Source organism: Flaviflexus massiliensis (assembly GCF_001375495.1).
Lineage (GTDB): Bacteria > Actinomycetota > Actinomycetes > Actinomycetales > Actinomycetaceae > Flaviflexus > Flaviflexus massiliensis.
The window spans coordinates 13,617-34,402 of sequence record NZ_LN831056.1 but is presented as its reverse complement, the minus strand read 5'-3'; the positions used below and the strand labels follow the sequence as shown (position 1 = coordinate 34,402).

General features: G+C 56.3%; 20 protein-coding genes and 4 pseudogenes. 10 read left to right on the top strand and 14 right to left on the bottom strand.

The features are described 5' to 3' along the window. Nucleotides 1–149: 149 nt before the first annotated feature. A complete protein-coding gene (locus tag BN1241_RS00235) occupies nt 150–758 on the top strand; it encodes a hypothetical protein (RefSeq protein ID WP_147599134.1) in 609 nt (202 codons plus the stop codon). Between the two features lie 78 nt (nt 759–836). Here BN1241_RS00235 and BN1241_RS00230 read toward each other — a convergent pair whose 3' ends face one another. Beyond that, the gene (locus tag BN1241_RS00230) at nt 837–1,358 is read right to left on the bottom strand and encodes a flavodoxin family protein (protein WP_077138203.1); all 522 of its coding nucleotides are present in this window, start codon (nt 1,356–1,358) and stop codon (nt 837–839) included. 79 nt (nt 1,359–1,437) lie between these two features. Then, entirely contained in the window at nt 1,438–2,010 is a 573-nt protein-coding gene (locus BN1241_RS00225) for a TetR/AcrR family transcriptional regulator (protein ID WP_077138202.1), read from the bottom strand. Between the two features lie 54 nt (nt 2,011–2,064). Between BN1241_RS00225 and BN1241_RS00220 the strand changes: the two genes are divergently transcribed. The 4 genes and pseudogenes from BN1241_RS00220 (at nt 2,065) to BN1241_RS00205 (ending at nt 5,211) form a co-directional block, all read left to right on the top strand. After that, nucleotides 2,065–3,795, top strand: coding sequence for an FAD-dependent oxidoreductase (locus BN1241_RS00220; protein ID WP_077138201.1), 1,731 nt, complete (start codon nt 2,065–2,067; stop codon nt 3,793–3,795). A 28-nt stretch (nt 3,796–3,823) separates the two neighbouring features. After that, nucleotides 3,824–4,477 (top strand): annotated as a pseudogene (locus BN1241_RS00215) (IS3 family transposase); the annotation flags it as partial. Beyond that, entirely contained in the window at nt 4,474–4,848 is a 375-nt protein-coding gene (locus tag BN1241_RS00210; protein ID WP_222704367.1) for an ATP-binding protein, read from the top strand. The pseudogene BN1241_RS00215 and the gene BN1241_RS00210, both read left to right, overlap by 4 nt. Nucleotides 4,849–4,971: 123 nt before the next feature. After that, nucleotides 4,972–5,211, top strand: coding sequence for a hypothetical protein (locus BN1241_RS00205; protein WP_147599132.1), 240 nt, complete (start codon nt 4,972–4,974; stop codon nt 5,209–5,211). Between the two features lie 143 nt (nt 5,212–5,354). Here the strand turns inward: BN1241_RS00205 and BN1241_RS00200 are convergent, their stop codons facing one another. Next, nucleotides 5,355–7,208, bottom strand: coding sequence for a hypothetical protein (locus BN1241_RS00200; RefSeq protein ID WP_147599130.1), 1,854 nt, complete (start codon nt 7,206–7,208; stop codon nt 5,355–5,357). Nucleotides 7,209–7,583: 375 nt separating this feature from the next. Between BN1241_RS00200 and BN1241_RS00195 the strand changes: the two genes are divergently transcribed. Continuing rightward, nucleotides 7,584–8,489 (top strand): hypothetical protein, encoded by a 906-nt coding sequence (locus BN1241_RS00195; RefSeq protein WP_147599128.1) that lies wholly within the window; start codon nt 7,584–7,586, stop codon nt 8,487–8,489. Between the two features lie 274 nt (nt 8,490–8,763). Here the strand turns inward: BN1241_RS00195 and poxB are convergent, their stop codons facing one another. The 3 genes from poxB to BN1241_RS00180 all read right to left on the bottom strand — a co-directional run bounded on the left by poxB (nt 8,764) and on the right by BN1241_RS00180 (nt 11,861). Next, entirely contained in the window at nt 8,764–10,476 is a 1,713-nt protein-coding gene (poxB, locus tag BN1241_RS00190) for a ubiquinone-dependent pyruvate dehydrogenase (RefSeq protein WP_054951755.1), read from the bottom strand. A gap of 399 nt (nt 10,477–10,875) precedes the next feature. Then, nucleotides 10,876–11,325: a DUF421 domain-containing protein gene (locus BN1241_RS00185; protein WP_054951754.1), complete on the bottom strand. Its 450-nt coding sequence runs from the start codon at nt 11,323–11,325 to the stop codon at nt 10,876–10,878. Next, nucleotides 11,325–11,861, bottom strand: coding sequence for a hypothetical protein (locus tag BN1241_RS00180; RefSeq protein ID WP_147599126.1), 537 nt, complete (start codon nt 11,859–11,861; stop codon nt 11,325–11,327). Before BN1241_RS00180 ends, BN1241_RS00185 begins: the two co-directional genes overlap by 1 nt. A 128-nt stretch (nt 11,862–11,989) precedes the next feature. On the opposite strand from BN1241_RS00180, the gene BN1241_RS00170 reads away from it, so the two are divergent. Beyond that, nucleotides 11,990–13,218, top strand: a protein-coding gene (locus BN1241_RS00170; protein ID WP_147599124.1) for an IS3 family transposase whose coding sequence is annotated in 2 segments (ribosomal slippage) — nt 11,990–12,269 and nt 12,269–13,218 — 1,230 coding nt in all. Because the reading frame shifts where the segments join, the coding sequence is not laid out codon by codon here. A gap of 79 nt (nt 13,219–13,297) precedes the next feature. On the opposite strand, the pseudogene BN1241_RS00165 reads toward BN1241_RS00170, so the two are convergent. The 6 genes and pseudogenes from BN1241_RS00165 to BN1241_RS00140 form a co-directional block, all read right to left on the bottom strand. Then, nucleotides 13,298–13,588 (bottom strand): annotated as a pseudogene (locus BN1241_RS00165) (integrase core domain-containing protein); the annotation flags it as partial. Nucleotides 13,589–13,595: 7 nt separating this feature from the next. Beyond that, nucleotides 13,596–14,999 carry an IS30 family transposase gene (locus BN1241_RS00160; protein ID WP_147599188.1) on the bottom strand — a complete coding sequence of 468 codons (1,404 nt, stop codon included), beginning with the start codon at nt 14,997–14,999 and terminating at the stop codon, nt 13,596–13,598. 71 nt (nt 15,000–15,070) lie between these two features. Continuing rightward, nucleotides 15,071–15,247: a DDE-type integrase/transposase/recombinase gene (locus BN1241_RS12055; RefSeq protein WP_082418119.1), complete on the bottom strand. Its 177-nt coding sequence runs from the start codon at nt 15,245–15,247 to the stop codon at nt 15,071–15,073. Nucleotides 15,248–15,292: 45 nt separating this feature from the next. Continuing rightward, nucleotides 15,293–16,485, bottom strand: a protein-coding gene (locus BN1241_RS00155; RefSeq protein WP_147599122.1) for an IS3 family transposase whose coding sequence is annotated in 2 segments (ribosomal slippage) — nt 15,293–16,198 and nt 16,201–16,485 — 1,191 coding nt in all. Because the reading frame shifts where the segments join, the coding sequence is not laid out codon by codon here. 39 nt (nt 16,486–16,524) lie between these two features. After that, nucleotides 16,525–17,208, bottom strand: coding sequence for an IS110 family transposase (locus BN1241_RS00145; protein ID WP_054951746.1), 684 nt, complete (start codon nt 17,206–17,208; stop codon nt 16,525–16,527). A gap of 256 nt (nt 17,209–17,464) precedes the next feature. Beyond that, nucleotides 17,465–18,007, bottom strand: a pseudogene (locus BN1241_RS00140) (transposase); the annotation flags it as partial. A gap of 56 nt (nt 18,008–18,063) precedes the next feature. Here BN1241_RS00140 and BN1241_RS00135 point away from each other — a divergent pair. Both BN1241_RS00135 and BN1241_RS00130 read left to right on the top strand, forming a co-directional pair. Beyond that, nucleotides 18,064–18,375, top strand: coding sequence for a transposase (locus tag BN1241_RS00135; protein WP_054951745.1), 312 nt, complete (start codon nt 18,064–18,066; stop codon nt 18,373–18,375). Nucleotides 18,376–18,390: 15 nt separating this feature from the next. Further along, nucleotides 18,391–18,960 (top strand): annotated as a pseudogene (locus tag BN1241_RS00130) (IS3 family transposase); the annotation flags it as partial. On the opposite strand, the gene BN1241_RS13520 reads toward BN1241_RS00130, so the two are convergent. Together BN1241_RS13520 and BN1241_RS13515 are read right to left on the bottom strand one after the other, a co-directional pair. After that, nucleotides 18,933–19,313 carry a hypothetical protein gene (locus BN1241_RS13520; RefSeq protein WP_390617988.1) on the bottom strand — a complete coding sequence of 127 codons (381 nt, stop codon included), beginning with the start codon at nt 19,311–19,313 and terminating at the stop codon, nt 18,933–18,935. The pseudogene BN1241_RS00130 and the gene BN1241_RS13520 sit on opposite strands and share 28 nt — an antisense overlap. 214 nt (nt 19,314–19,527) lie before the next feature. Then, nucleotides 19,528–19,731 (bottom strand): hypothetical protein, encoded by a 204-nt coding sequence (locus BN1241_RS13515; protein WP_390617986.1) that lies wholly within the window; start codon nt 19,729–19,731, stop codon nt 19,528–19,530. A 245-nt stretch (nt 19,732–19,976) separates the two neighbouring features. On the opposite strand from BN1241_RS13515, the gene BN1241_RS00125 reads away from it, so the two are divergent. Then, nucleotides 19,977–20,624 carry an SDR family oxidoreductase gene (locus BN1241_RS00125; protein WP_054951743.1) on the top strand — a complete coding sequence of 216 codons (648 nt, stop codon included), beginning with the start codon at nt 19,977–19,979 and terminating at the stop codon, nt 20,622–20,624. The last annotated feature ends 162 nt before the right edge of the window (nt 20,625–20,786 follow it).

Here is a 20,786-nt window from a genome sequence, read left to right as displayed (position 1 = left end):
AATCGCCGGGTGGGATACTGCTTCCCAACCTCACTCTTGTGTGACGGCAAGCACAACCTGGTACGGTCAGGGGACGATACCTGCGACTACAACTTCTTACGGACCAACAGAACGATTCCGAATGACGCAGGCTTAGCGGAGGAGGCATCGTGAAAAGAATATTGAGGGCGGGGGTTCTACTATCTGCAACGGTCATGATTCTTGCCGCATGCTCGGACTCAAGCATCGACGCCGACGAGACCACACCCCCTGCCGAGACCACCACGCCAGAGGAGCTCGAGGTGCCAACCGAGGAACCGACCGAGGATCAGAGCAACGATCCGAGTGAAGAACCAACCGATGGCACGGGTGATCCCACCGAGGACCCTACTGACCCGGCCGAGCAGACTGCCACCCCGGAGATCCTCGAGGGCGGTGGGGACTTGATGGCGCAGGGGGATGGGCCAGCCACGGTGACGTGGCTTGTACCTGGCGAAACCCTACATATCTACGTCAACGGTTCGAGCACCCCGGGCTGCTACCCCTCCCCGACGGAGGCATGGACGGATGGTGAGTCGCTCGAAATCACCTTCACTCCCGCTGAACCAGGTCGGATCTGCACGCAGGATCTAGCCAGTCACGGATGGGAAGTCACCTGGGATTCCCCATTCGAAGTCACGGAACCGATGCCGATGATACTCAACGACATTCCTCAACTCGGACGAACCTACGAGAGCGAACTACCCATCGAACAAACAGCAGGAGAAGCAACCCACTAATAAGGAATTCATTCCCTTGTGGAGAAAGTGGAGGGCCGCCCGGGGGCGGCCCTCCTTCACGCGAGAAACAGTGAGGTCTTAGTCTTCGACAAGCAGGTCGAGGTCCTGACCGAGCTCGCGTCCCCACGACTCAGCCTTCTTCAGCTGATCTTTCCCAAGAGGTCCTTCAGTGCCTCCAACAAGGAAGCTGGGTGAGCGGTGCACCTCGGTAAAACCGCGTTTCTTCATTTCACGAACGGCTGCTTTTGAGGCGCTACCAATGAGGGAGCTGATCTTCGTGCAGGTATCGATAGCGAACACGGGAAGGCCCGCGACCGGCTCGACGGCACGGATCCACTCCGCCAAACCAAAATCCACGCTGCCGGAGGCACCCTGGTCGATGGCGACTTGGCGGGTCTTCGGGGTTGGCATTGACAGCTCGTGGGTGGGAGAGGAAATCACGAGGGCCTGCAGTCCGTGCGGTAGAACCCGTGGAGCCTTATCCGCGGTAACGACCTCCACCTCGGCAGCATCCATGACTTGCGAGATACCATGTGCAACTTGCTCAACAACCGCACGGCCGTTCCCAAACCAGGACTCGTGCACTAGGAGAACTCTCATTCCACCCACCATTCTTTAAACACGGATAACTCAAGGTTAATGCATGGCGGAGGGAAAAGACGATTTACCATTTCGGCAATCACTGTTCGGAAAATAGAGCTGCAATTTTCGGGAGGGTCAGCGTTCTTTTCAGAAGCTCAAGGTCGTCCTGACCCCGATGAGAGAGCGCCGACATCCCATACCCCATCTTCCAGGCCCAGGACATAATGTCCGGGGTGAGGTTATTAGGAACTGTTCCAGCTTCTCTCGCTCGTGCTAGCGCCGGTTCAATCAGTTTCTGTAGCCTTTCCAAGCCGCGATACTCTTTATCCGAAACCAGAGAAGACAGCAATAGTTCGACGAAGCCGTGATCGGTGACCGCATATTCGAGGAGTCGATCCCACAGGTCGTAGATTGTTCGATCCCCCTCCTGGGATGCGATCTGTCCCAGGGAGCCAAAGTTCTCCTCAAAGACCGCAAAGGCGAGGCTCGCACGATCGCGGAAATGACGATAGAGCACACCCTGACTGACACCAGCACGGCGCGCAATTGCCGACATTGGGACTCCATACCCTTGCTCACGCAGGAGCACTCGAGCAGAGTCGATGATCGCTTTGCGATTGGCGGCGGCAGCTGCCGGTCCTCTATTGACGCGGCCTGGGGAAGAAACCATACTGAACAATATACCTACCGGACATAGGTGTCCGGTTTCAGATTGGAGAGTATCGTGCCAGATGAAACAAACCCTTCAAACAACTCCGCTTTTGACCACAGCTATGACGTTGTCGTTGTCGGATCGGGCGCCGCTGGATTCGCGACCGCGCTTGGATGTGTGGATGAGGGACTGAGCGTCCTCATCGTTGAAGGTTCCGACAAGTGGGGTGGCTCCACCTCAATGTCGGGCGGTGGCATGTGGCTGCCAAACAACCCGCTCATGAAGCGTGCCCGAGTGTCCGATTCCCGCGAGGATGCCCTGACGTACATGGAGGCATCGATCGGAACCCCATCGAAGTCGAGCTCCACCGAACGCAAGGAAGCGTTCGTCGATGGCGTGGAAGACTTCGTGTCAACATCGGAACGCTACGGTATCGAATTCATGCGCGCGCCCAACTACCCGGACTACTATCCCGAGCTCCCGGGAGGAAAGATCGGCCGCGCCATTGAAGTGAAGCCGCAGGACTCGAAGAAGATCGGAGTCTGGTGGGATCGGCTCCTAGGTGCCGTTCCCATGCCAGCAACAACCGACGACGTTTATCTTCTCGGTAGGGCATGGTCCACCCCGAGCGGTTTCGTGCGGGGAGCACGGTTTGTTTTCAGAGCCCTCGGTGGCGTCGTCACCGGTAAGCGCCTCGCCGGCATTGGTGCCGGGTGGGCAACCGCCTATCTCAAGGCCACGGTCATCGACAACGGTGTTCCCCTCTGGCTACAGTCACCGCTGGAGGATCTCATCATCGACAACGGTCGAGTCACGGGAGTGACCGTCACAAGGGACGGGAAGCAGGTCCGGATCGAGGCACGTAAGGGAGTCATGCTTGCAGCGGGTGGCTTCGAATCCAATCCCGAGTGGCGGCAGAAGTACCAGAAGGTCGATGGCTCCCCCTCCGGCAATCCCTACAACACAGGTGGCCCGATCGATATTGCGATAAAGCACGGCGCTGCCGTGGAGCTGATGGACGATGCGTGGTGGGGAGCCTCAGTCGAACCCAACAAGGGTGGATCTCCCAGCTTCATTGTTGGCGAGCGCTCCATGCCCTTCTCGGTCATGGTCGATTCCGAGGGCAAGCGGTTCGCGAACGAATCCGAATCCTACGTGGATCTTGGTCACCACATGCTCGAGCACGATGGTGGGCAGGGACCATACTGGCTGATCTTGGATGCTCGCTACACGCGCCGCTACCTCCGAACCTTTGCAATCGATCCCCAGGCCGGCAAGGCGCGCAAGGAAGAAGGCATCACGGTCAAGGCCAAGACCCTGACCGAACTGGCGAAGAAGATGGGGGTACCCACCACCAACCTCAAGTCCACCCTCGAACGCTTCAATGCCTTTGCCAGGGCTGGCGTTGATGGTGATTTTGGTCGAGGCAACTCGGCCTATGACCGCTACTACGGCGACCCCACCATCACTCCCAATCCCTGCCTCGGACCGATCGAAAACGGCCCCTTCACCGCATACCGGGTTGTTCTTGGTGACCTGGGAACCAAGGGTGGCGTCCTGACCGACACCGAAGGCCGCGCACTACGCGAGGACGGGTCCATCATCGAGGGCCTCTACTCGGCAGGAAACAACTCCGCCTCTGTTATGGGCAACACCTACCCCGGCCCCGGATCAACCATTGGACCGGCCGCAGTATTTGGCATGAGGGCGGCACGGCATATGGCAAAGAATAGAACGCATCAGGCGAATCAAGGGGTCCGGGGCTGCACGCATGCAATCCCGGACCCCTCACTAATCGACTAGCGCCGAAAACTAACTAGCTGACGAGCGCAAACTGATGCGAGCTGCGGGGATTGAAGGGGTGCGGCGTTCGAAGAAAGTGCGCACGACTCAGCCCGATACTGGGGTTGCCCGGCACCCGGACCTGGTGGATCGTAACTTCACTGCTACGGCTCCGAACCAGCTGTGGGTCACCGATCTGACCTTCGTGGCTACCTGGGCTGGCGTGGCGTATGTCTGTTTCATCATCGATGCGTTCTCGCGCATGATCGTCGGCTGGCGGGTCGCCTCGCACATGCGCACCCCTATGGTTCTTGATGCGATTGAGATGGCCCGGTGGTCACGCGGTGCGACACTGCCCGGACTAGGCTGCCATTCCGATGCCGGCAGTCAATTCACCTCTGTTCGCTACGGCGAAAGACTGGCTGAGATCGACGCTACTCCGTCCATCGGCTCTGTGGGAGACAGTTTTGACAACGCCTTGGCCGAAACTGTCAACAGCTACTACAAGACCGAGCTCGTGCGAGGACCGAACCACGGTCCGTGGAAGACGATCGAGGATCTAGAGCTGGCAACCCTGGGGTGGGTTCATTGGCACAACACCGAGCGGCTTCACGACTACCTCGACCATGTACCGCCCCTCGAGTACGAGAACACCTACTACACTGCTATCGGCACCACTGATGTGCTGGTAGGAAACAGATAGAAAGAGTCTCCATCAAACCCAGGGCGATTCAGCCCGACCTGGAAGAGCTCATCAGCGTCGCGGCCGATAGGCCCCACGGGAAGACACAGCTGCTCAAGAAGCTGAGTAACTTCACTCTGCTTGTGATCGATGAATGGCTCTTGGATCCGCCTGACGAAGCGCTTCAGAGCTTCCTCCTGGAGCTGCTCGAGCGTCGCTATGACGCTGCCTCAACAGTGTTCTGCACCCAGTATCCGAAAAAGGACTGGCACACCCGCCTCGGCGGCAGCGTCCATGCTGATGCGATCATGGATCGCATCGTTCACAACACGACGTGGATCGAGACCGGCACCTTCAACATGAGAGAACACCAAGCACGAATAATGCCCTAAAAATACTTGTGAGAGCCAGTGGCTCCCAACAACACCAGTCACTGGCTCTCACAGGCACCATAGCCGGCTCCCCGACACACGAACAGATGGCTCTAAACAGGCCGGATACTCAACATCTCTTACATGAACTCCGGGCTCATGCCCCGTGGCTCGCTAGGACTCCTCATCCTGGGGATCATTGGACTTGCACTCATCGCGCTCTCGACCTACCTGCCAAAGAAAGCCGGGAGCGCAGCAGGCCCGGCAGTATCCGTGAATTCGGCAGAATTAACCCACGCCGCTACGCCGGCCACCGGCTCACCCCACGCTGATTCGCAAGAGACCCTGTCCGATTCCACCGAAGCCGGACATGCCAAAAGCTAATGTGCGCCGGGCTTTAACGTAGGACGGTCGAGGGAATTGGGCGGTCAAGGGAACTGAGTGGATCAGCTCCCCTGACTTACGCATGTCAGCAGAGATTCCTAAGCGGAAGCGGGTTACCTCTCCGAAAGAGTGCCGTCTTACTGCTATTCAAGGAAGTCTGAATCAGGGAGGGAACCGAAGAAAGCTCCAACGATGCCTACGGCACTGATGATTGCGACGTGAAATTCAGGACGGACTGTCACCTGATCATCAATGACCTGAAGGAGCCCCACTCGTTCCAGCCCCCTCCGGATCAGAGTGGTGTTCCACCGGGCTGCATACTCGCTTTCTCCCGTACTCGGCATCAGCTCTTCGACACTTGGATCAATTGCTTGCATGAGATCGGTCAAGACCTGGAAGATACGTTCCTGCTCTTCCGCGGCCGAATCTATCCCCATTGAGAGCACCGGGAAGGTCAGGAAGTCGACAACATAGATGCTGACCAGGTGCTCCAACTCAGCAAGCTCAATAGATTCAACGCTTAAGTACTTCTCGGCGTTTGGACCGGGATAGATCCGAGAGGGTGATGATTCGAGAATGCCGGAGATCTGCAGACAGCTCCACCATGCTCGGAGCTCATCAATGTCGTTCGCGGACTGTACGTGCGCGACATTCTCATCATGATCATTCACATCGGGCATCCGCTTGACGCCGATGGCGGAGATGCCGAGCATGGCCGCGATGGGTTGAATGTCCTGGCGCCGCATCGCACCCGTTGACGTAATCGGCATGGACTTACCGATGTACTGAAGCAGGTCAGGGATTGCCTTAATAAGCGGGAGGGAAAGTACCGCGGCAAGCCGATCCTCGGACTCCACCTGCTTTGCTTTCTCAACAATATCTAAAAGAAATTCGGGGACATCCTCGAAATCATGCTGATCCTCAAACAAGTCGTGCACGTCGAACCATGGCGCCGGATCTAGTTCCACATCTTGCCGGAAATGAACGTAGTCGTGCAGGGATTCAATCACGTTCTCAGAAAGCTCACCATCCATCAGCCTCTCAGCCCATTCAAGGATGTCTTCGTAGTCGTCTGGATCGTGGATATCGAGACCGACAGCTGCAAGGTTGAAGATGAGTTCTCCGAAGAATCCTATCCCTTGGGTCACTTCGTAGCGGCTCATTCCCTGTTCTTGGAGCCAGCCCTTAAATGATTGGAGCCTCGGATCCTCTCGCACATCTCGCAAGAAAGCTGCGGGCGAGTGTGGGTTTACCTCCGCCCTTGCGGAAGCGGTAGCACCCGGGCCAAAGGCGGAGCCAGTCCCGGCACCGCTCCCATCGAGAGATGCCTTTCCTTCGAGCACATACTTTTCGACCAGGGCACCGTGGTCCAGTTTCTCTTTCTTGGCCTTCACCGCGAGCGCATGCCCCACAAGGTAGGTGGAGGCATGGAGGATTGTTCTCCCTCCATACTGCCGAATCAGCGTATCGAGTGAAGCAAAGGATCTCCGCTGCCGCGCATAGGCAAGAATATTCTTCGCGGCGGCCCAGACGGGCCCGGCCCAGCTGGGCACCTTGAGGTTCCGGAGTACGGGTTCAGCCGAGGGGTTGGAGAACAGGTTGTCCAGAAGGTCAAGGCTGACCCCCGTCACGTGGGCATTACTCGCCGTCGTCGCTGTCGGTTCCGGACTCAGTTCGTTCAGAAGAGACTCTGCCCGGTCAAGGTTCCCGACATAGATTGCGTGACACACTCTCTGCAGGGTTTTAAGAGCGCGTTCTCGCTGCTCACCAACCGGAGTCGAGAGGGCCATGTTGTGACGCTCGACCGCATAGGCCATGGCTTCATTCAGCTGGTCGATATCAATATTCTCGTCATCCAGGTTTACTCCCTGCTCTGCAAGAAGCGGGGCAAGCTCCCCCATGAGTCGATCGGCCATGCCTGGCTGATGGACGATCCCCATCTCAGCCATAGCGGCACGCATTTCCGGATCATCGAACGGTGAGTAGCTACCTGTCACATGCAAGAGATTATCAGCCAGTCAAAGCTTGCGACACGGATATTCTCAGGCGTTGCTTCTACTCAAATTCAATTGGACTGAAATTTAACAAATCACATTCCTCAATCACTGAGAGGTCATACCACTCACGGGGTGTATTCCAATTACAAGTCAGAAAGCCACCGCGCCAGAACATTGAAATTACGACCGCAGAGTGCGACCAGGAATTATTAAAATCATCAGCATGCTTGTCAGAGTTTCTTATACCGATCAAGCAATACCCAACCAAGCCAGAACTGGAAACTCGAAAATAACACGATGAAGGTCCAGGATCTCCTACGGGGCCATGAGTCCATTATGGAAGTTTTTGCCTTACAAGCCTCCTATCATCGGGCTATGAGCGATGCAGAATACTGGGACATTAAAATCGGGGAGAAAATCAATAGAACAGAGTTCAGCGGGCAATATGGAGGTGAGCCAGGGCGAGGTGTAGCCCCCTCTATAAAGTGCCCCAATGAGCTATATGTTTTCTCAAATCCTTACACTAACGATTTTGATATATTTAGTGGATTTCAGGAGGATGGAAGCTTTCTTTATTACCTTGGCAACGATAAAGGTGAAACGGTTACAAAGGAGAATATCGAGGCTGTTCACGAGGCAGTATCTTCAAACAGGACTGTCAGGTTCTTTCGGAGGCAAGAAAAGGGTGAGGCCTATACGTATCTCGGACGAGTCAGAATTGATGACAACCCAGTAGTAAAGAATCTAAGAAGCACTGAGAAGAAATACGAGAACCGGTTCGTTACTCGCCTCTTTTTCCAAGACGATCCAAAAGCACGCAACGTGATTCTGGGTTGGAGAGAACCTCGAATAGAACCGGCTGAGACAATCACAAAGGTCAGCTCCACCGATACAATCGAACGTGTTGTCACATATGACGAGCATGAGTTACAGATTGCTTTTAGAAACTGGATGGCCGAGACCGAGCAACAGAGCGCTCAACGACTCAACCTTCATATCGGAGCAGAAACTCTCCAACCAGATCTGTATTTTGCCGACCGAGCATGGATCGTCGAGGCTAAACGATCTGCAGGTAGAAATCATGTAAGGCAGGCCATAGGGCAAGTCCTCGACTACTGTCACGCCGTAATGCTTGATGTGGAGAATCCCATCTCAGCACAGCCCGTCATCCTTCTGCCCACAGAACCGCAGCCAGACCTGCAGGCTCTTCTCAAGAATCTTGGGATCCATCTCATCGTCCGTGAGGCAGATTCTTCATCCTTTAAGATCATCGCCCCATAGGACACGTTGCAACCAGCAACCTAACGTTTTTGAGTTTGACCAGAGAAATTACAAGCGATTGTGCCGAGGGTGGTTTGGCCACTGGACTAGTGGCCAAACCACCCTCAACCACGTCTGGCTAGGTCGCAGATCTCACGTCCCAAGCCTGACGCGCGAACTACCGAGGTAAACCGAGCTGTTCCATTGACGGCGAGAATGAGGCTACTAGTTGCACAAATCCAGGTATGTACTACACCGGTAGAAGCCGCAATTGTCACCGCCTCCAATCACAGTTTTAGAACAGCTGACGCAGGTTGTTTCTTGCTAGGTCAACAAGCTCTGTTCCCTTGCCGTCAAGCACCGTGCGGACTGCGTACATCGTGAAGCCCTTAACCTGCTCGGCATCGATCGTAGGAGGCAGGGTGAGCTCCTGGCGTTCGGTTGTCACATCGAGAATCGCTGGACCGTCATGAGCCAAGAACTCCTCAACCGCCCTGGGCAGATCCTTCGACTTCTCTACCCTGAAACCTTTCATCCCAATCGCCTCGGACAGGGACGCGAAGTTGGGATTCTCAAAGCCTGTTCCGTAATTGACGAATCCTGCCGCCTTCATTTCCAGCTCCACGAAGTTCAGCGAAGAATTGTTATAGACAACGACCTTGACCGGCAGGTCATACGTTGTGAGCGTGAGGAGGTCACCCATGAGCATGGTGAGCCCACCATCGCCCGCCAAGGCAATCACCTGACGGCCTGGGTGAGTGAGCTGGGCACCGATTGCCTGGGGTAGTGCGTTGGCCATGGAGCCGTGAATAAAGGATCCAATGAGCCTCCTTTTCCCATTCATGGTCAAGTGCCGGGAAGCCATCACGACCGGGGAACCAACATCGGGAATGAACACCGCATCATCAGTAGCACCCTCATCAATCAACCTGGTCAGGTACTGGGGGTGAATAGTGCGACGCGAAGGCGTGGCAAGCTCATTAAAGTCTTTACGAGTTTTCTCGTAATGTTTGAGCATCGACTTCAGGTGCTTACTCGACTTGTTCGTCTTCAAACTTGGAAGGAGCTTCTCAATGGTTTCTTTCACCCCACCAACAAGACCCAAGTCAACCGGGGTACGCCTACCGATCTGCTCACCTCGGATATCGACCTGGATGATCGTGGCATTTTCTGGGAAGAACTGTTGGTAAGGAAAATCAGTGCCGAGCATGAGGAGGGTATCGCAAGCCTCCATGGCTCGATACCCTGACTCGAATCCGAGCAGCCCAGTCATTCCCACATCAAACGGATTGTCGTATTCGGTAAATTCCTTGCCACGCAGGGCGTGAACAATCGGAGCCTGCAGCCTATCGGCAAGCGCTACCAGCTCGTCGTGCGCGCCTTCAGCGCCGGCTCCTGCCAGGATCGTGACCTTCTTGGAGTTATTGAGAAGCTTGGCAGCCTGAACCAGATCAGCTTCTACCGGTACCTGGTGCGTCTTGGATTCCACGATTACCTCGGCGGCGGCTTTCGTTGTTTCCAAGAAAATCTCACCGGGAACAACCAGAACAGCCACCCCCCTCTTTGAGAGCGCCTCTCTCATAGCAATCCGCAAAACCCTCGGCATCTGCTCCGCCGACCTCACGTCTTCAACGTAGACCGAGCATTCCCGGAACAGTTCAACAGGATGGGTTTCCTGGAAGTAGCCAGAACCGATCTCCCCACCGGGAATCTGAGCCGCAATCGCAAGGACCGGCACACGTGACCGCTGAGCATCGTAAAGCCCGTTGATGAGGTGAAGGTTTCCCGGTCCGCAACTACCGGCACACACCGCAAGCTCACCGGTCAGCGCCGCTTCAGCAGAGGCCGCAAAGGCCGCGACTTCCTCGTGACGGACATGGACCCATTCGATATCTGAATCTCGAATCGCGTCAGTGAAACCGTTAAGGGAATCTCCTACAACACCATAAACTCGCTTTACGCCACTCGCCCCAAGAGTTTCAACCATGTTCTCAGCAATAGTTGCCATCGTTCAGCCTTCCGTTTTCCCTAACCCCGGTAACACCGGCACATTTTCAACCGACCCTCACGAGGCATTTCTCTTGTTCGCTACACGAAACGTACCCACGCGGCTGGCCAGAAGTAAACAGTTTGCTCGAAACTTCAGCTTCATGCGGAACCTCGCCACTGTAGAAAAACTCAAATTCGGGGACACTGTTCACTCAGATACTCATATCGCTAGGAACTATTCAGACACATACATCGCTAGGGCCATTACAACTCGGCCGCACCAAGAATCCGGGATGATTCGATCATTGCCGAGTGGACTAGATAGCTTTCCGTAGCCGGCTACCTTGGTTGCAACGCTGGCCCTAAGACCTCGGACTGATCTTCTCCACTACCCTCCGCCTACTCACTCAGTCCATGCCTACTCCCTCTTGTCGTAGGGGAAGAACGAGATCTTTCCGTCCTGTTCAAGCACGGCTAGCCGAATATCTGACATTCGTTCGAAGCCAGATTGACGCCCTGCACTGAGGATCTCGGCAACAGATACTCTCTGGTGGAGCATGGCAGTGGTGCAAGCCTCACCCTCGGAAACCAGGATGATGGGAGGGCCTTCGAGGAGCTTGCTAGCCCTGGACCATTTGGAGACAACGAAGTTGAACGCCACTGCAAGAACAGCAAATGTCGCAACCGCGACGAACCCTCCCGTCAGGGTGCGATCCTCTCCCGTGATCCCCTGCTGGATCAAATCTCCCATGGTAATAAAAAGCAGAAGATCGAAGGAACTGAGCTCACCCAGGGTGGCTCTGCCCGTCGCTTTCGTCAAAAGCCAGAGCACAACGAACGCAATCGCGGCACGGATTACGGTATCCATCAGGGCAACCTCCACGTTGTCACAGGGATCTTTACTTCCGAGCCATCTGAGCCGAGAAGCCTCATCATTCCGGCTGTTCTCGGTTCCCAACGGTCCGAGGCACGCCCCTCGATAGAAAAGCGAGCGTGCGTCGAACCCGGGGGCAGTTCGTACTCAAACCGCCCGATCTCCCCCGGCAACGACATTTGATCGGTGGGCTCTGGGACAAGCAAAAAATCCTCGAACATGTCGAGATACTCCTGATCGATCTCAATCCGGAGAGTTTCGGGCAACCCCGCTTGATCCGTTACCTCAACGATCACCTTGAGATCCTGGCCAGCTCTCGTTGTTAACGGGTAATCGACCGTGACATCAGCAGTACCAAGAGTAGCGCTCCGTTGCTTTTCAACATCGAAAAGACCGATAACAGCGGCGAGGAGGACGAGGGTGAAGGACGCTAAAACAGCCACCCGCGCCCACCGGCGCCACCCCTTACCAGTGTCGTGAGCAATATCGTCGAGAAGGGATTCCGGTGGCCGTTCTTTCGCAGTCTTCACAAAACCCCTATTCGCCAGCAAGACTTAGATACACTCGCCAGCTAAAGTCAGCTGGTGGCCTATAGCATATCCCTCTGCCAGTGAACCGTCCTGGGTTTTGTTCCGTCCTGTGATGAGAGGATGGAACTATGCCAAGTAAGTACCCTCAATCGTTTAAAGACCGCGCGACGCGTATGGTGTTTGATCGATTAGAAGATGATGATGCGCCAAGTCGCTATGTGGTGATTCGTGAGACCGCGCCGAAGCTGAGTATCGCAACCGAGACGTTGCGCCGATGGGTGGAACAGGCCGAGGTTGATACCGACAAGAAGTCGGGAGTGTCTACGGATGCGCAGGAGCAAATCCGGAAGCTCAAACGCGAGAACGCCGAGCTGCGCCGGGCCAATGAGATCCTCAAGACGGCGTCAGCTTTTTTCGCAGCGGAGCTCGACCGCCCCACGACGAGATGATTGCTTACATTGACATGTTCAGGGATCGTTTCGGAGTCGAGTCCATCTGTCGCGTGTTGGGTGCGACAGACCGTGGGTTTATCACCTCACGCGGGTACCGGGCAGCCAAGACACGACCAGCCAGTCAGCGCGCGCAACGCGATGCGGCGTTGATTCCGGTGGTCAAAGAGTTGCACCAGGCTAATTATGGGGTCTATGGGGTGCGCAAAATGTGGCATGCCATGACCCGTGCTGGGTGGGATGTGGGCCGCGACCAAGTCGCCCGGCTGATGCGCCTGGCCGGAATCCGCGGTGTCGTTCGTGGCCGGAAGCCACGCACGACGAGCCCAGCGAAGGTGCCAGATCACCGGCCGGATCTGGTCAATCGGAACTTCAAGGTGAATGCACCGCATCAGCTGTGGGTTGCTGATATTACCTATGTGCGCACGACCAGCGGATTTTGCTATACCGCGTTTGTCACCGATGCATTCAGTCGCAAAATTGTTGGCTGGGCGACTCGGACCACGATGCGCACCGATGCGCTGCCGTTGGAAGCGTTGGAACACGCGTTGCTCAGCGCCAAGGGCCAAGCGCTTGAAGGATTAGTTCATCACAGCGATCGAGGGTCGCAATACGTCAGCATTCGCTACACCGAACATCTGGCCAGGGCTGGTCTGACGGCCTCGGTTGGCACTGCTGGAGACGCGTACGACAATGCGTTAGCTGAGACCGTCAACGGGTTATATAAGGCCGAGTTGATCTATGCTCGCCCCGCTTGGCCGTCAGCTACTGAGGTGGAATTCGAAACGATGAACTGGGTCCACTGGTGGAACACGAGACGATTGCATGAAGCCCTGGACTATCAGACCCCGACCGAAATCGAAGCAAGTTATCATATGACCCAGGCTCAAGCCCTGAGCCCCGTATAAAAAGCGGAACAAAACCCAGGGCGATTCACAGAGCTGTTGGGACTGCTGAAGATTTGGTTGACAGTTTTCCTTCTGTTTTTTAGGCCGCGAGTGGTGCGGCTGGTTCCATGATGGTTTCGTATTCAATGGGTGTCAATTTACCGAGCGCGCGTTGGCGTCTCTTGCGGTGATAGGTGCTTTCGATCCAGTGGGTGATCGCTACGGAGAACTCTTGACGGCTGGCCCAGGATTGACGGTCAAGGACATTCTTTTGCACAAGGGCGAAGAATGACTCCATGGCCGCGTTATCCCCACAGGCTCCGACCCTGCCCATGGAGCCCTTGGCATGGTAGGCCTTCAATGCGGCACGAAAACTCCTGGAGCAAAATTGCTTGGATTCAATCGGTGGTTGCAACACTGCTGTTTTGAATTGATTGTAATTGTTCTTTAAATACTTCGGCTGGGGTTCGAAATCCGAGGACTTTTCTTGGTCTGTTATTGAGCGTGTAGGCGATGGCGGCGAGGTCTTGGGCTGTCCATCGAGACAGGTCGGTGCCTTTGGGGAAATACTGGCGTAAGAGCCCGTTGCTGTTTTCATTCGTGGGCCGTTGCCATGGCGAGTGAGGGTCAGCGAAGAACACTTTCGTGCCCGTGGCTAGAGTGAAAGCGGCATGGTCAGCGAGCTCGGTTCCTCGGTCCCAGGTCAACGTTTGACGTAATTGTAATGGCAGATCGGTTATCGCGGTTTGTAGGGCGGAGTTCATCGCTTGAGCTCCGAATCCGCTCAAGGCAGGTCCCTTTTTCGTCCTTGGTTGTTCATCCCAGCCGTCCAGGCGAGGCAGGTGCACCAGCAGGGTCGACCGGCTGTAGCGTTCAATCACGGTCCCGATCGCTGAACGTCCGGTGCCGATGATCAAGTCGCCTTCCCAATGGCCAGGTACTGCCCGATCCGAGGCTTCAGGGGGCCGGTTAGAGATGACAACATCGTCAGTCACGTGTCCATGCGGTTTCGACTTGCTCCTGGCCCGGGGTTTACGCAGTGCCCGCCCAGTGCGTAGTGCGGCAACGAGGTCACGCTTAAGCGCCCCGCGCCCCTCGATATACAAGGACTGGTAGATCGCTTCATGGCTGATTCTCATACTCTCATCATCGGGGAAGTCAATCCTTAACCGCTGCGATATCTGCTCCGGGCTCCATGCAGTAAACCACTGACGGTCTGCCCTGTGAGGTTTGTTCCGGCCCTTCCACCCAGCAGTACCAGGCCCCGCCATAACGACCCCGTTTTCATCTCGGACCGTCCCGGCAAGACGATCCTGAACGTAGTCTCGCAGTCGCGGATTACCCACGAGTTTTGCTTGTTTGGGACGCTTGGCGGCTTCCTGAGCTTTCCACTGCGCCACCCCTGCCCGATAGACGGTCGTGCCACCACGGGTGGCAGCGTTACGCCGTAGCTCACGAGAGATCGTCGCCGGATTGCGTCCGATCCGGCGGGCGATCTCACGTACCCCCAACTCTTGGGAGCTTAAGATCGCGATTTCCTCCCGTTCAGCAAACGATAGATACCGCCCCGAGGGCTCGTCCAATGTTAAGGGTCTCATCCCACCAGCATGACGGAACCACCGTGTCCCTACCGGTACGGACACCCCCACCCTCACGGCAGCCTCCGCAGTCGTGATTCCCGTAGCGATCAACGCCCAAAAGTCACGTTGAACTGCCCGCGAGGGAACCGGCCGGCCAGGTGAACGCATCGGGGGACGAAGCGCCCGATCCGCACGCCACTGACGACGCACCTCCACCGGCATATCACCAGGCTTCCTACTCCAGTCATCCGTAGCCATCGACTCACACCTTTCCCACCAAGGTGTTGCGACAATCAATTGAATCCACCTTGTGAGCCTCGATCGGAGTGGACGGTCACGCCACGGGGATGTCCTCGTTTCCTCATTGCGTCATCTAACGCGGCCACAGCCAAACCTGATTTCATCCGCGCACTAGTGGCGTAGCCCACGATTTTACGCGAGTACAGGTCTTTGATCGCACACAGATACAGTTTTCCTTCGCCGGGTCTGCTGAAGGTTTAGGTGACAGCTTGTTTTCATGCCGCTGTTGCGGCGGGTGTGTTCATCATGGTTTCGAATTCGATTGGAGTCAAACGTCCCAAGCCTGCTTGTCGGCGCCGACGATGATAGGTCCCTTCGATCCAGGCCATGATCGCACCGCGCAGCTGGTCACGAGTGGCCCAGCGCCGACGATCGAGAACGTTGTTCTGTAGCAGAGCGAAGAAGCTCTCCATGGCTGCATTATCGCCAGCAGCCCCGACCCGGCCCATTGACCCGACCAGTCCGTGGCGATTCAGCGCGGCCAAGAAATCTCGGCTACGGAACTGCGAGCCTGTGTCGCTGTGGACGACACAACCGGCAACTGGCCCGCGCATGCTCACTGCGTTTTCCAGTGCGGCCACGGCAAGATCAGATGTCATGCGAGAGTCCATGGAATAGCCGACGATCTTGCCAGAGAAAGCATCCTTGACCGCGCACAGGTAGAGCCAGCCTTCATCGGTCCAGTGCTCGGTAATATCGGTCAGCCACAGCCGATTGGGCCCATCAGCAGTGAATTCATGCCGGACCCGGCCGTGTTCATCGATCCGGGCGCACAGGTCGTCATGGACCGCAGGTCCGGGCAACTTCGCGTTCTTGGCCCGCTTTTTGCCAAACACTGACCACCAGCCGTTATCGCAAGCAATTTTCCATGCGGTGCGATCACTTATGTCTTGGCCTGCTTCGCGTGCCACATCGGCTAACAGACGGTGTCCGAACCCAAGATCAGCCCGGTGAGCATCGAATAGAATGTTGGCACGGTAGGCTTCCACGAGCTCGGTATCGGTGATTGGATTGGCCAGCCACCGGTAGTAGGGCTGACGGGCAAGCTTGAAGACCCGGCACCTCACCGTAACGGGGATCCCGTCCTCGGCGAGCTCGCTCACGAGCGGGTAGAGCCTTTTCCCGGCAGATGTGCCTGCGACAAATACGCGGTTGCTCGCCGCAGCACTTCCACTTCCTGCTCAAGTAGCCGGTTACGTTTACGCAGCTCGCACAGCTCATCACCATCGGCACGTGTCGGTCCCAGTTGAGCGCCTTCATCGATCTTTGCTTGGCGCATCCATTTATCCAAGGTGCCCACGTGAATGCCGAAGTCTTTGGCAATCTGGTCGCGTGTCACTCCCGGGCCGCGGCTATTGGCAACGCGTACGACGTCATCGCGGAACTCTTGAGGAAACGGTCTTGGCATAACTGTCATCCTTCCAGACCAGCACACCGGCTAGCCAGATCAGATGTCACCTAAACCTTCAGCACTCCCTCTTTCTTTGATCTGAGCATCGAGGAAGAGCCAGCGCCTTGCCAAGGCACGTAACGAGTACCGCAGTGTCCCAGCGACTGTGGTCAGATCAGAGGGGCGAAGCCGTGCTAGGTGGCGGGTGAGCTTGATTGGGGTCAGCTTGTTCGTGGTTGCTCGTAGGTGGTCATCGCCGTGGACCAGTATCGCTTTGAGCGTGATCATCGCGGCGCTGCGGTCTTTGACTGCGGTGTCGTGGACGATCTTGAGCTGGCGGAGCATCTCGACTGTGCCATCAGCAGTTTTCGGGGTTGCAGTGGCCATGCCTGCCAGTGCTGCCCGAGCAGCGTTTCTCGCATCCAGGGTGTCGGATTTACCGTTCATTCTACGAAGCCGGCGATCGGGCCTGCCCGCCTCCACAACACGATGGCCTTGTCGGCGCAGATAGGATGTGAGCCCGGCTCCGTAGGATCCGGTCCCTTCGATACCGAAAACTAAGATCTGTCCATAGGTTTGGGCCCATGTGGTGAGTTTCGCGAACCCGAAAGTATCGGTGGGGATCGTTAAAGTATCGAGAATCCCGGCCACGGAGTCCATGGCGGCTGCGACGTGGATGTGTTTATGTGTATCGACGCCGATGACAACGTATCCGGATCTAATATTTATCGGGGTTTCCATGGCACTGTGTGTCCTTGCTCGTTAGAGTGGACTCACACTGTCGCCTGCCGGGTGGACAGGACTGTCACGAGGAATGCGTAAAGCTCCAGGCTCCTATGAGGTCACTCCCGACAGGTGTCAGTGCTCTGTTACATGCCTGTCCGGGTGCTCGACAGTACAACGCTAAGACACCATTGGGGTCATTCGTATGCTGGAGTCAGAGCGCACCGGTCAGGTCTACCCGATTCTTGCGGAACCAGGTGAAAACAGTCTGACAGTCGAAGCTGTCACCGATGGTCCCGATCGAAGGACTAATCCCTTCCAGGGCCAGGCGCTCGGTGTAGGTTACAGCGGTGTATTGACTGCCTGCGTCCGAGTGAGCCCGTAGCTGTCGTGGTTTGATTGGGCGGCCTTGGCGTTCTCGCTCCCACAGCGCCATCCGTAACGGTGTCATCACCAGATTGGTGTGCATCGTGGTCTGGGCGTGCCAGGCAACAATCCGCTGCGAGAAGACGTCAAGGATAAAGGCGACGTAGACGAAGCCGGACCAAGTGCGTACGTAGGTGAAATCCATGACCCAGGTATGGTCCGGTCGCGGAGCGGTGAAGTCCCGATCGAGTAGGTCTCCGGCGCGGTTGCCATCCTTGCCTGGAATCGTCGTGCGAATGGCTTTCGCACGTGTCACGCCTGATAGTCCCAGGGATCGCATGGCTCGGTCGATTGATTTCCAGGACGTGTCAGCGATCGCGGTCCTGCGAATCAGAGCGGTCATCTTCTTCCGCCCATACATGCCTTCAGGCGTCATCCTCCTGCGCACAGTCTGAACCGTCTTCGGTTTTCTGCCGTTGTTTTCTGAGTCTGAGAGAGAATGGATTTATGCCCAGACGCATCCCTGAAGAAACCAAGCAACGAGCTATCCGTTTGGTGTTGAATCACCTTGACGAATACGACAATTTGACCGAGGCCTGTAAGTCGGTCGGTGCCCAACTGGGTATCGGTAAAGAATCCCTACGACGCTGGGTCCGGCAAGCCCAGATCGATGTCGGTCAACGAGAAGGGACACCGAGCGACGTTCTTGAGGAGAACAAGCAACTACGGAAAAAGGTCCGTGAGCTCGAAGAGGCCAACAGTATTCTGCGGGACGCAGCGGTTTTCTTCGCGGGGGAACTCGGCCCCCGAACCCGATGATCGTTGCTTTCATTGATGAGCAACGCTCTTATGGTCATGCAGATCAGTGCACGGACCTACCGTTCCTGGAAGACGGCTACACCTAGTGCTCGCGACCTCGATGATGCTGTCATCATGGACGCGCTCCTGGCTACAGTCGGGACTGCCGAAGGGATGTATGGCAGGCGCAAAATGCTGGTCTACCTCCGCCGATGCGGCTACACCACATCGGCTAGGCAGGTTGACCGTCTCATGTCCCTACTCGGTATGAATGGTGTGATGCGAGGCAAAGGTGTACGGACCACGGTCCCTGATAAGCAGGCTGAACGTGCTCCTGATCTGGTGGAGCGGGACTTCACTGCCCCGGCCCCTAACCAGCGCTGGGTTGCCGATTTCACGTATGTGCGTACCTGGGCGGGCTTCGTCTACGTGGCCTTCGTGATCGACTGTTTCTCCCGAGCAATCGTGGGCTGGCACGCGTCCACCGTTATGACGACTCCGCTGGTCACGAACGCACTACGGATGGGATTATGGCGCCGTGACAAACATGGCCACCCCGCCGGTCAAGGACTGATTCATCACTCGGACGCCGCAAGCCAAGGTGGATTCAATTGATTGTCGCAACGCCTTGGTGGGAAAGATGTGAGTCGATGGCTACGGATGACTGGAGTAGGAAGCCTGGTGATATGCCGGTGGAGGTGCGTCGTCAGTGACAAACGCGCATACACGAAACCTTTTCGAGTGCGTACATACGTCATGTCAGCCACCCACAACTTGCCTGGCCCTGGTGCGTTGAATTCACGCTCGACCAAGTCCGGGCGCAGATCAGGCACGTTAGCTTTTCGGGTTGTGATAGGTGATCCGCTTTTGCCTTTGCCTGATACACCGGCCAAGCGCATCAGCCGGGCGGTTTGTTCACGACCGATATCAATTCCGCCACGGCGAAGAGCATGCCACATTTTCCGCACACCGTAAACACCGTCATTATCCCGATGAATAGCACTAATAACGCTCAACCAGAACAGCATCACGAAGGCGGCGAGCACTGAGTCCACGGGCCTTGGACTGGCGGTAACCACGCGAGGTGATAAACCCACCAGCCCGGTTATTTTTCAACGTCTTACAAATGAACACGGGCAGAGAAACGATTCCGGTATTCATCGATGAACCGGATCATTTCCGACGTTTCGGGCCTGGTTCCGACGCGAAAAAAGCCGAGGCAGCCTTCAGCAGCTCATTCGTGTCGCGTAGCTCTTGATTTTCACGGCGCAGCCTCGCGTTTTCGGCGGCCAAATCTTCAGGCACAGGTCCTGGGATGTTTCCCGAACGGCGGGCCTGCTGAGTCCATTGACGAGCCGTGTGCCATGAAACCCCCAGCTTTGGAGCTACTGCCTAGCACGCGGCTTACATCGACATATTTTCCGCCAAGATGCGATCTTCCACGAGACGGACCACACGATCCTTCGCATCCTGATCAAATTTCCTAGGCATATCCCAGATTTTCCCATCTACTCAAACGGAACAAAACCTGGGACACTTCAATGTTCCCTTCCTAGCGAATAACCTCGGCAGATGCCTTTTTCTTCTCTAGAGTGAAACACAGAGAAGTGAAAGGGCTAAGCATGTCGAACTATCTCCTTATCGGCGGTCATGGAAAGGTAGCGTTGCTGGCGTCGCGACTCCTCGTTGAGGACGGCCACTCCGTCACCTCGATCATCCGCAATCCCGATCACGTACACGATATTGAGGAGACGGGAGCAAGGGCGCTCGTCCTCGACATTGAGGATGCCTCGGTTAAAGATCTCGCGGATGCGGCACGGGGTCACGACGCTATCGTATGGTCCGCGGGTGCGGGTGGAGGCAATCCAGCTCGGACCATGGCAGTGGACTACTCCGCTGCGGTTCGCTCCATGGATGCGGCAGCCAAGGCAGGGGTCTCTCGTTACGTCATGGTCTCCTACCTGAATGCAGGCCTCGATCATGGCGTACCGGAAACGGACTCGTTCTACGCCTATGCTCAGGCGAAGGCGATGGCTGATGACTATCTGCGGACCTCCGACCTCGACTACACGATCCTCGGACCCGGCGCGCTCACACTCGATGCACCGTCGGGGATGATCTCCGTCCACGATGAGAAGACTCCCGAATCTACGAACACATCGCGCGGGAACGTCGCTCTCGTCATCCATGCAGTTCTTGGAAAACCTTCAACGATCGGCTCCACCATCGGCTTCACTGACGGTGACACTCCGATCTCGACTGCTATCTAACGCTCAACAACGGGGCCCAGACACCGGTTGTCCCACGCACGTCGACATCCTCGAACGAGAGCAGAGAAGAAAGGCCCGTCTCGCAATGATGGGAGGCGGGTCTGTTCTCAACCACAACTTTAAACCCGTCAATACTGGTTTCTCCTCCTTCCAACACCGAAC

Excerpts from the sequence above, each read along its gene's own strand:
- BN1241_RS13520 (WP_390617988.1), bottom strand. The coding sequence starts at position 19,313 with ATGTGGCATGCTCTTCGCCGTGGCGGAATTGATATCGGTCGTGAACAA.
- BN1241_RS00160 (WP_147599188.1), bottom strand. The coding sequence starts at position 14,999 with ATGCCGGTGGAGGTGCGTCGTCAGTGGCGTGCGGATCGGGCGCTTCGT.
- BN1241_RS00225 (WP_077138202.1), bottom strand. The coding sequence starts at position 2,010 with ATGGTTTCTTCCCCAGGCCGCGTCAATAGAGGACCGGCAGCTGCCGCC.
- BN1241_RS00185 (WP_054951754.1), bottom strand. The coding sequence starts at position 11,325 with ATGGATACCGTAATCCGTGCCGCGATTGCGTTCGTTGTGCTCTGGCTT.
- BN1241_RS00195 (WP_147599128.1), top strand. The coding sequence starts at position 7,584 with ATGAGCGATGCAGAATACTGGGACATTAAAATCGGGGAGAAAATCAAT.
- BN1241_RS00125 (WP_054951743.1), top strand. The coding sequence starts at position 19,977 with ATGTCGAACTATCTCCTTATCGGCGGTCATGGAAAGGTAGCGTTGCTG.
- BN1241_RS00145 (WP_054951746.1), bottom strand. The coding sequence starts at position 17,208 with ATGGAAACCCCGATAAATATTAGATCCGGATACGTTGTCATCGGCGTC.
- BN1241_RS00135 (WP_054951745.1), top strand. The coding sequence starts at position 18,064 with ATGCCCAGACGCATCCCTGAAGAAACCAAGCAACGAGCTATCCGTTTG.
- BN1241_RS00230 (WP_077138203.1), bottom strand. The coding sequence starts at position 1,358 with ATGAGAGTTCTCCTAGTGCACGAGTCCTGGTTTGGGAACGGCCGTGCG.
- poxB (WP_054951755.1), bottom strand. The coding sequence starts at position 10,476 with ATGGCAACTATTGCTGAGAACATGGTTGAAACTCTTGGGGCGAGTGGC.
- BN1241_RS00205 (WP_147599132.1), top strand. The coding sequence starts at position 4,972 with ATGAACTCCGGGCTCATGCCCCGTGGCTCGCTAGGACTCCTCATCCTG.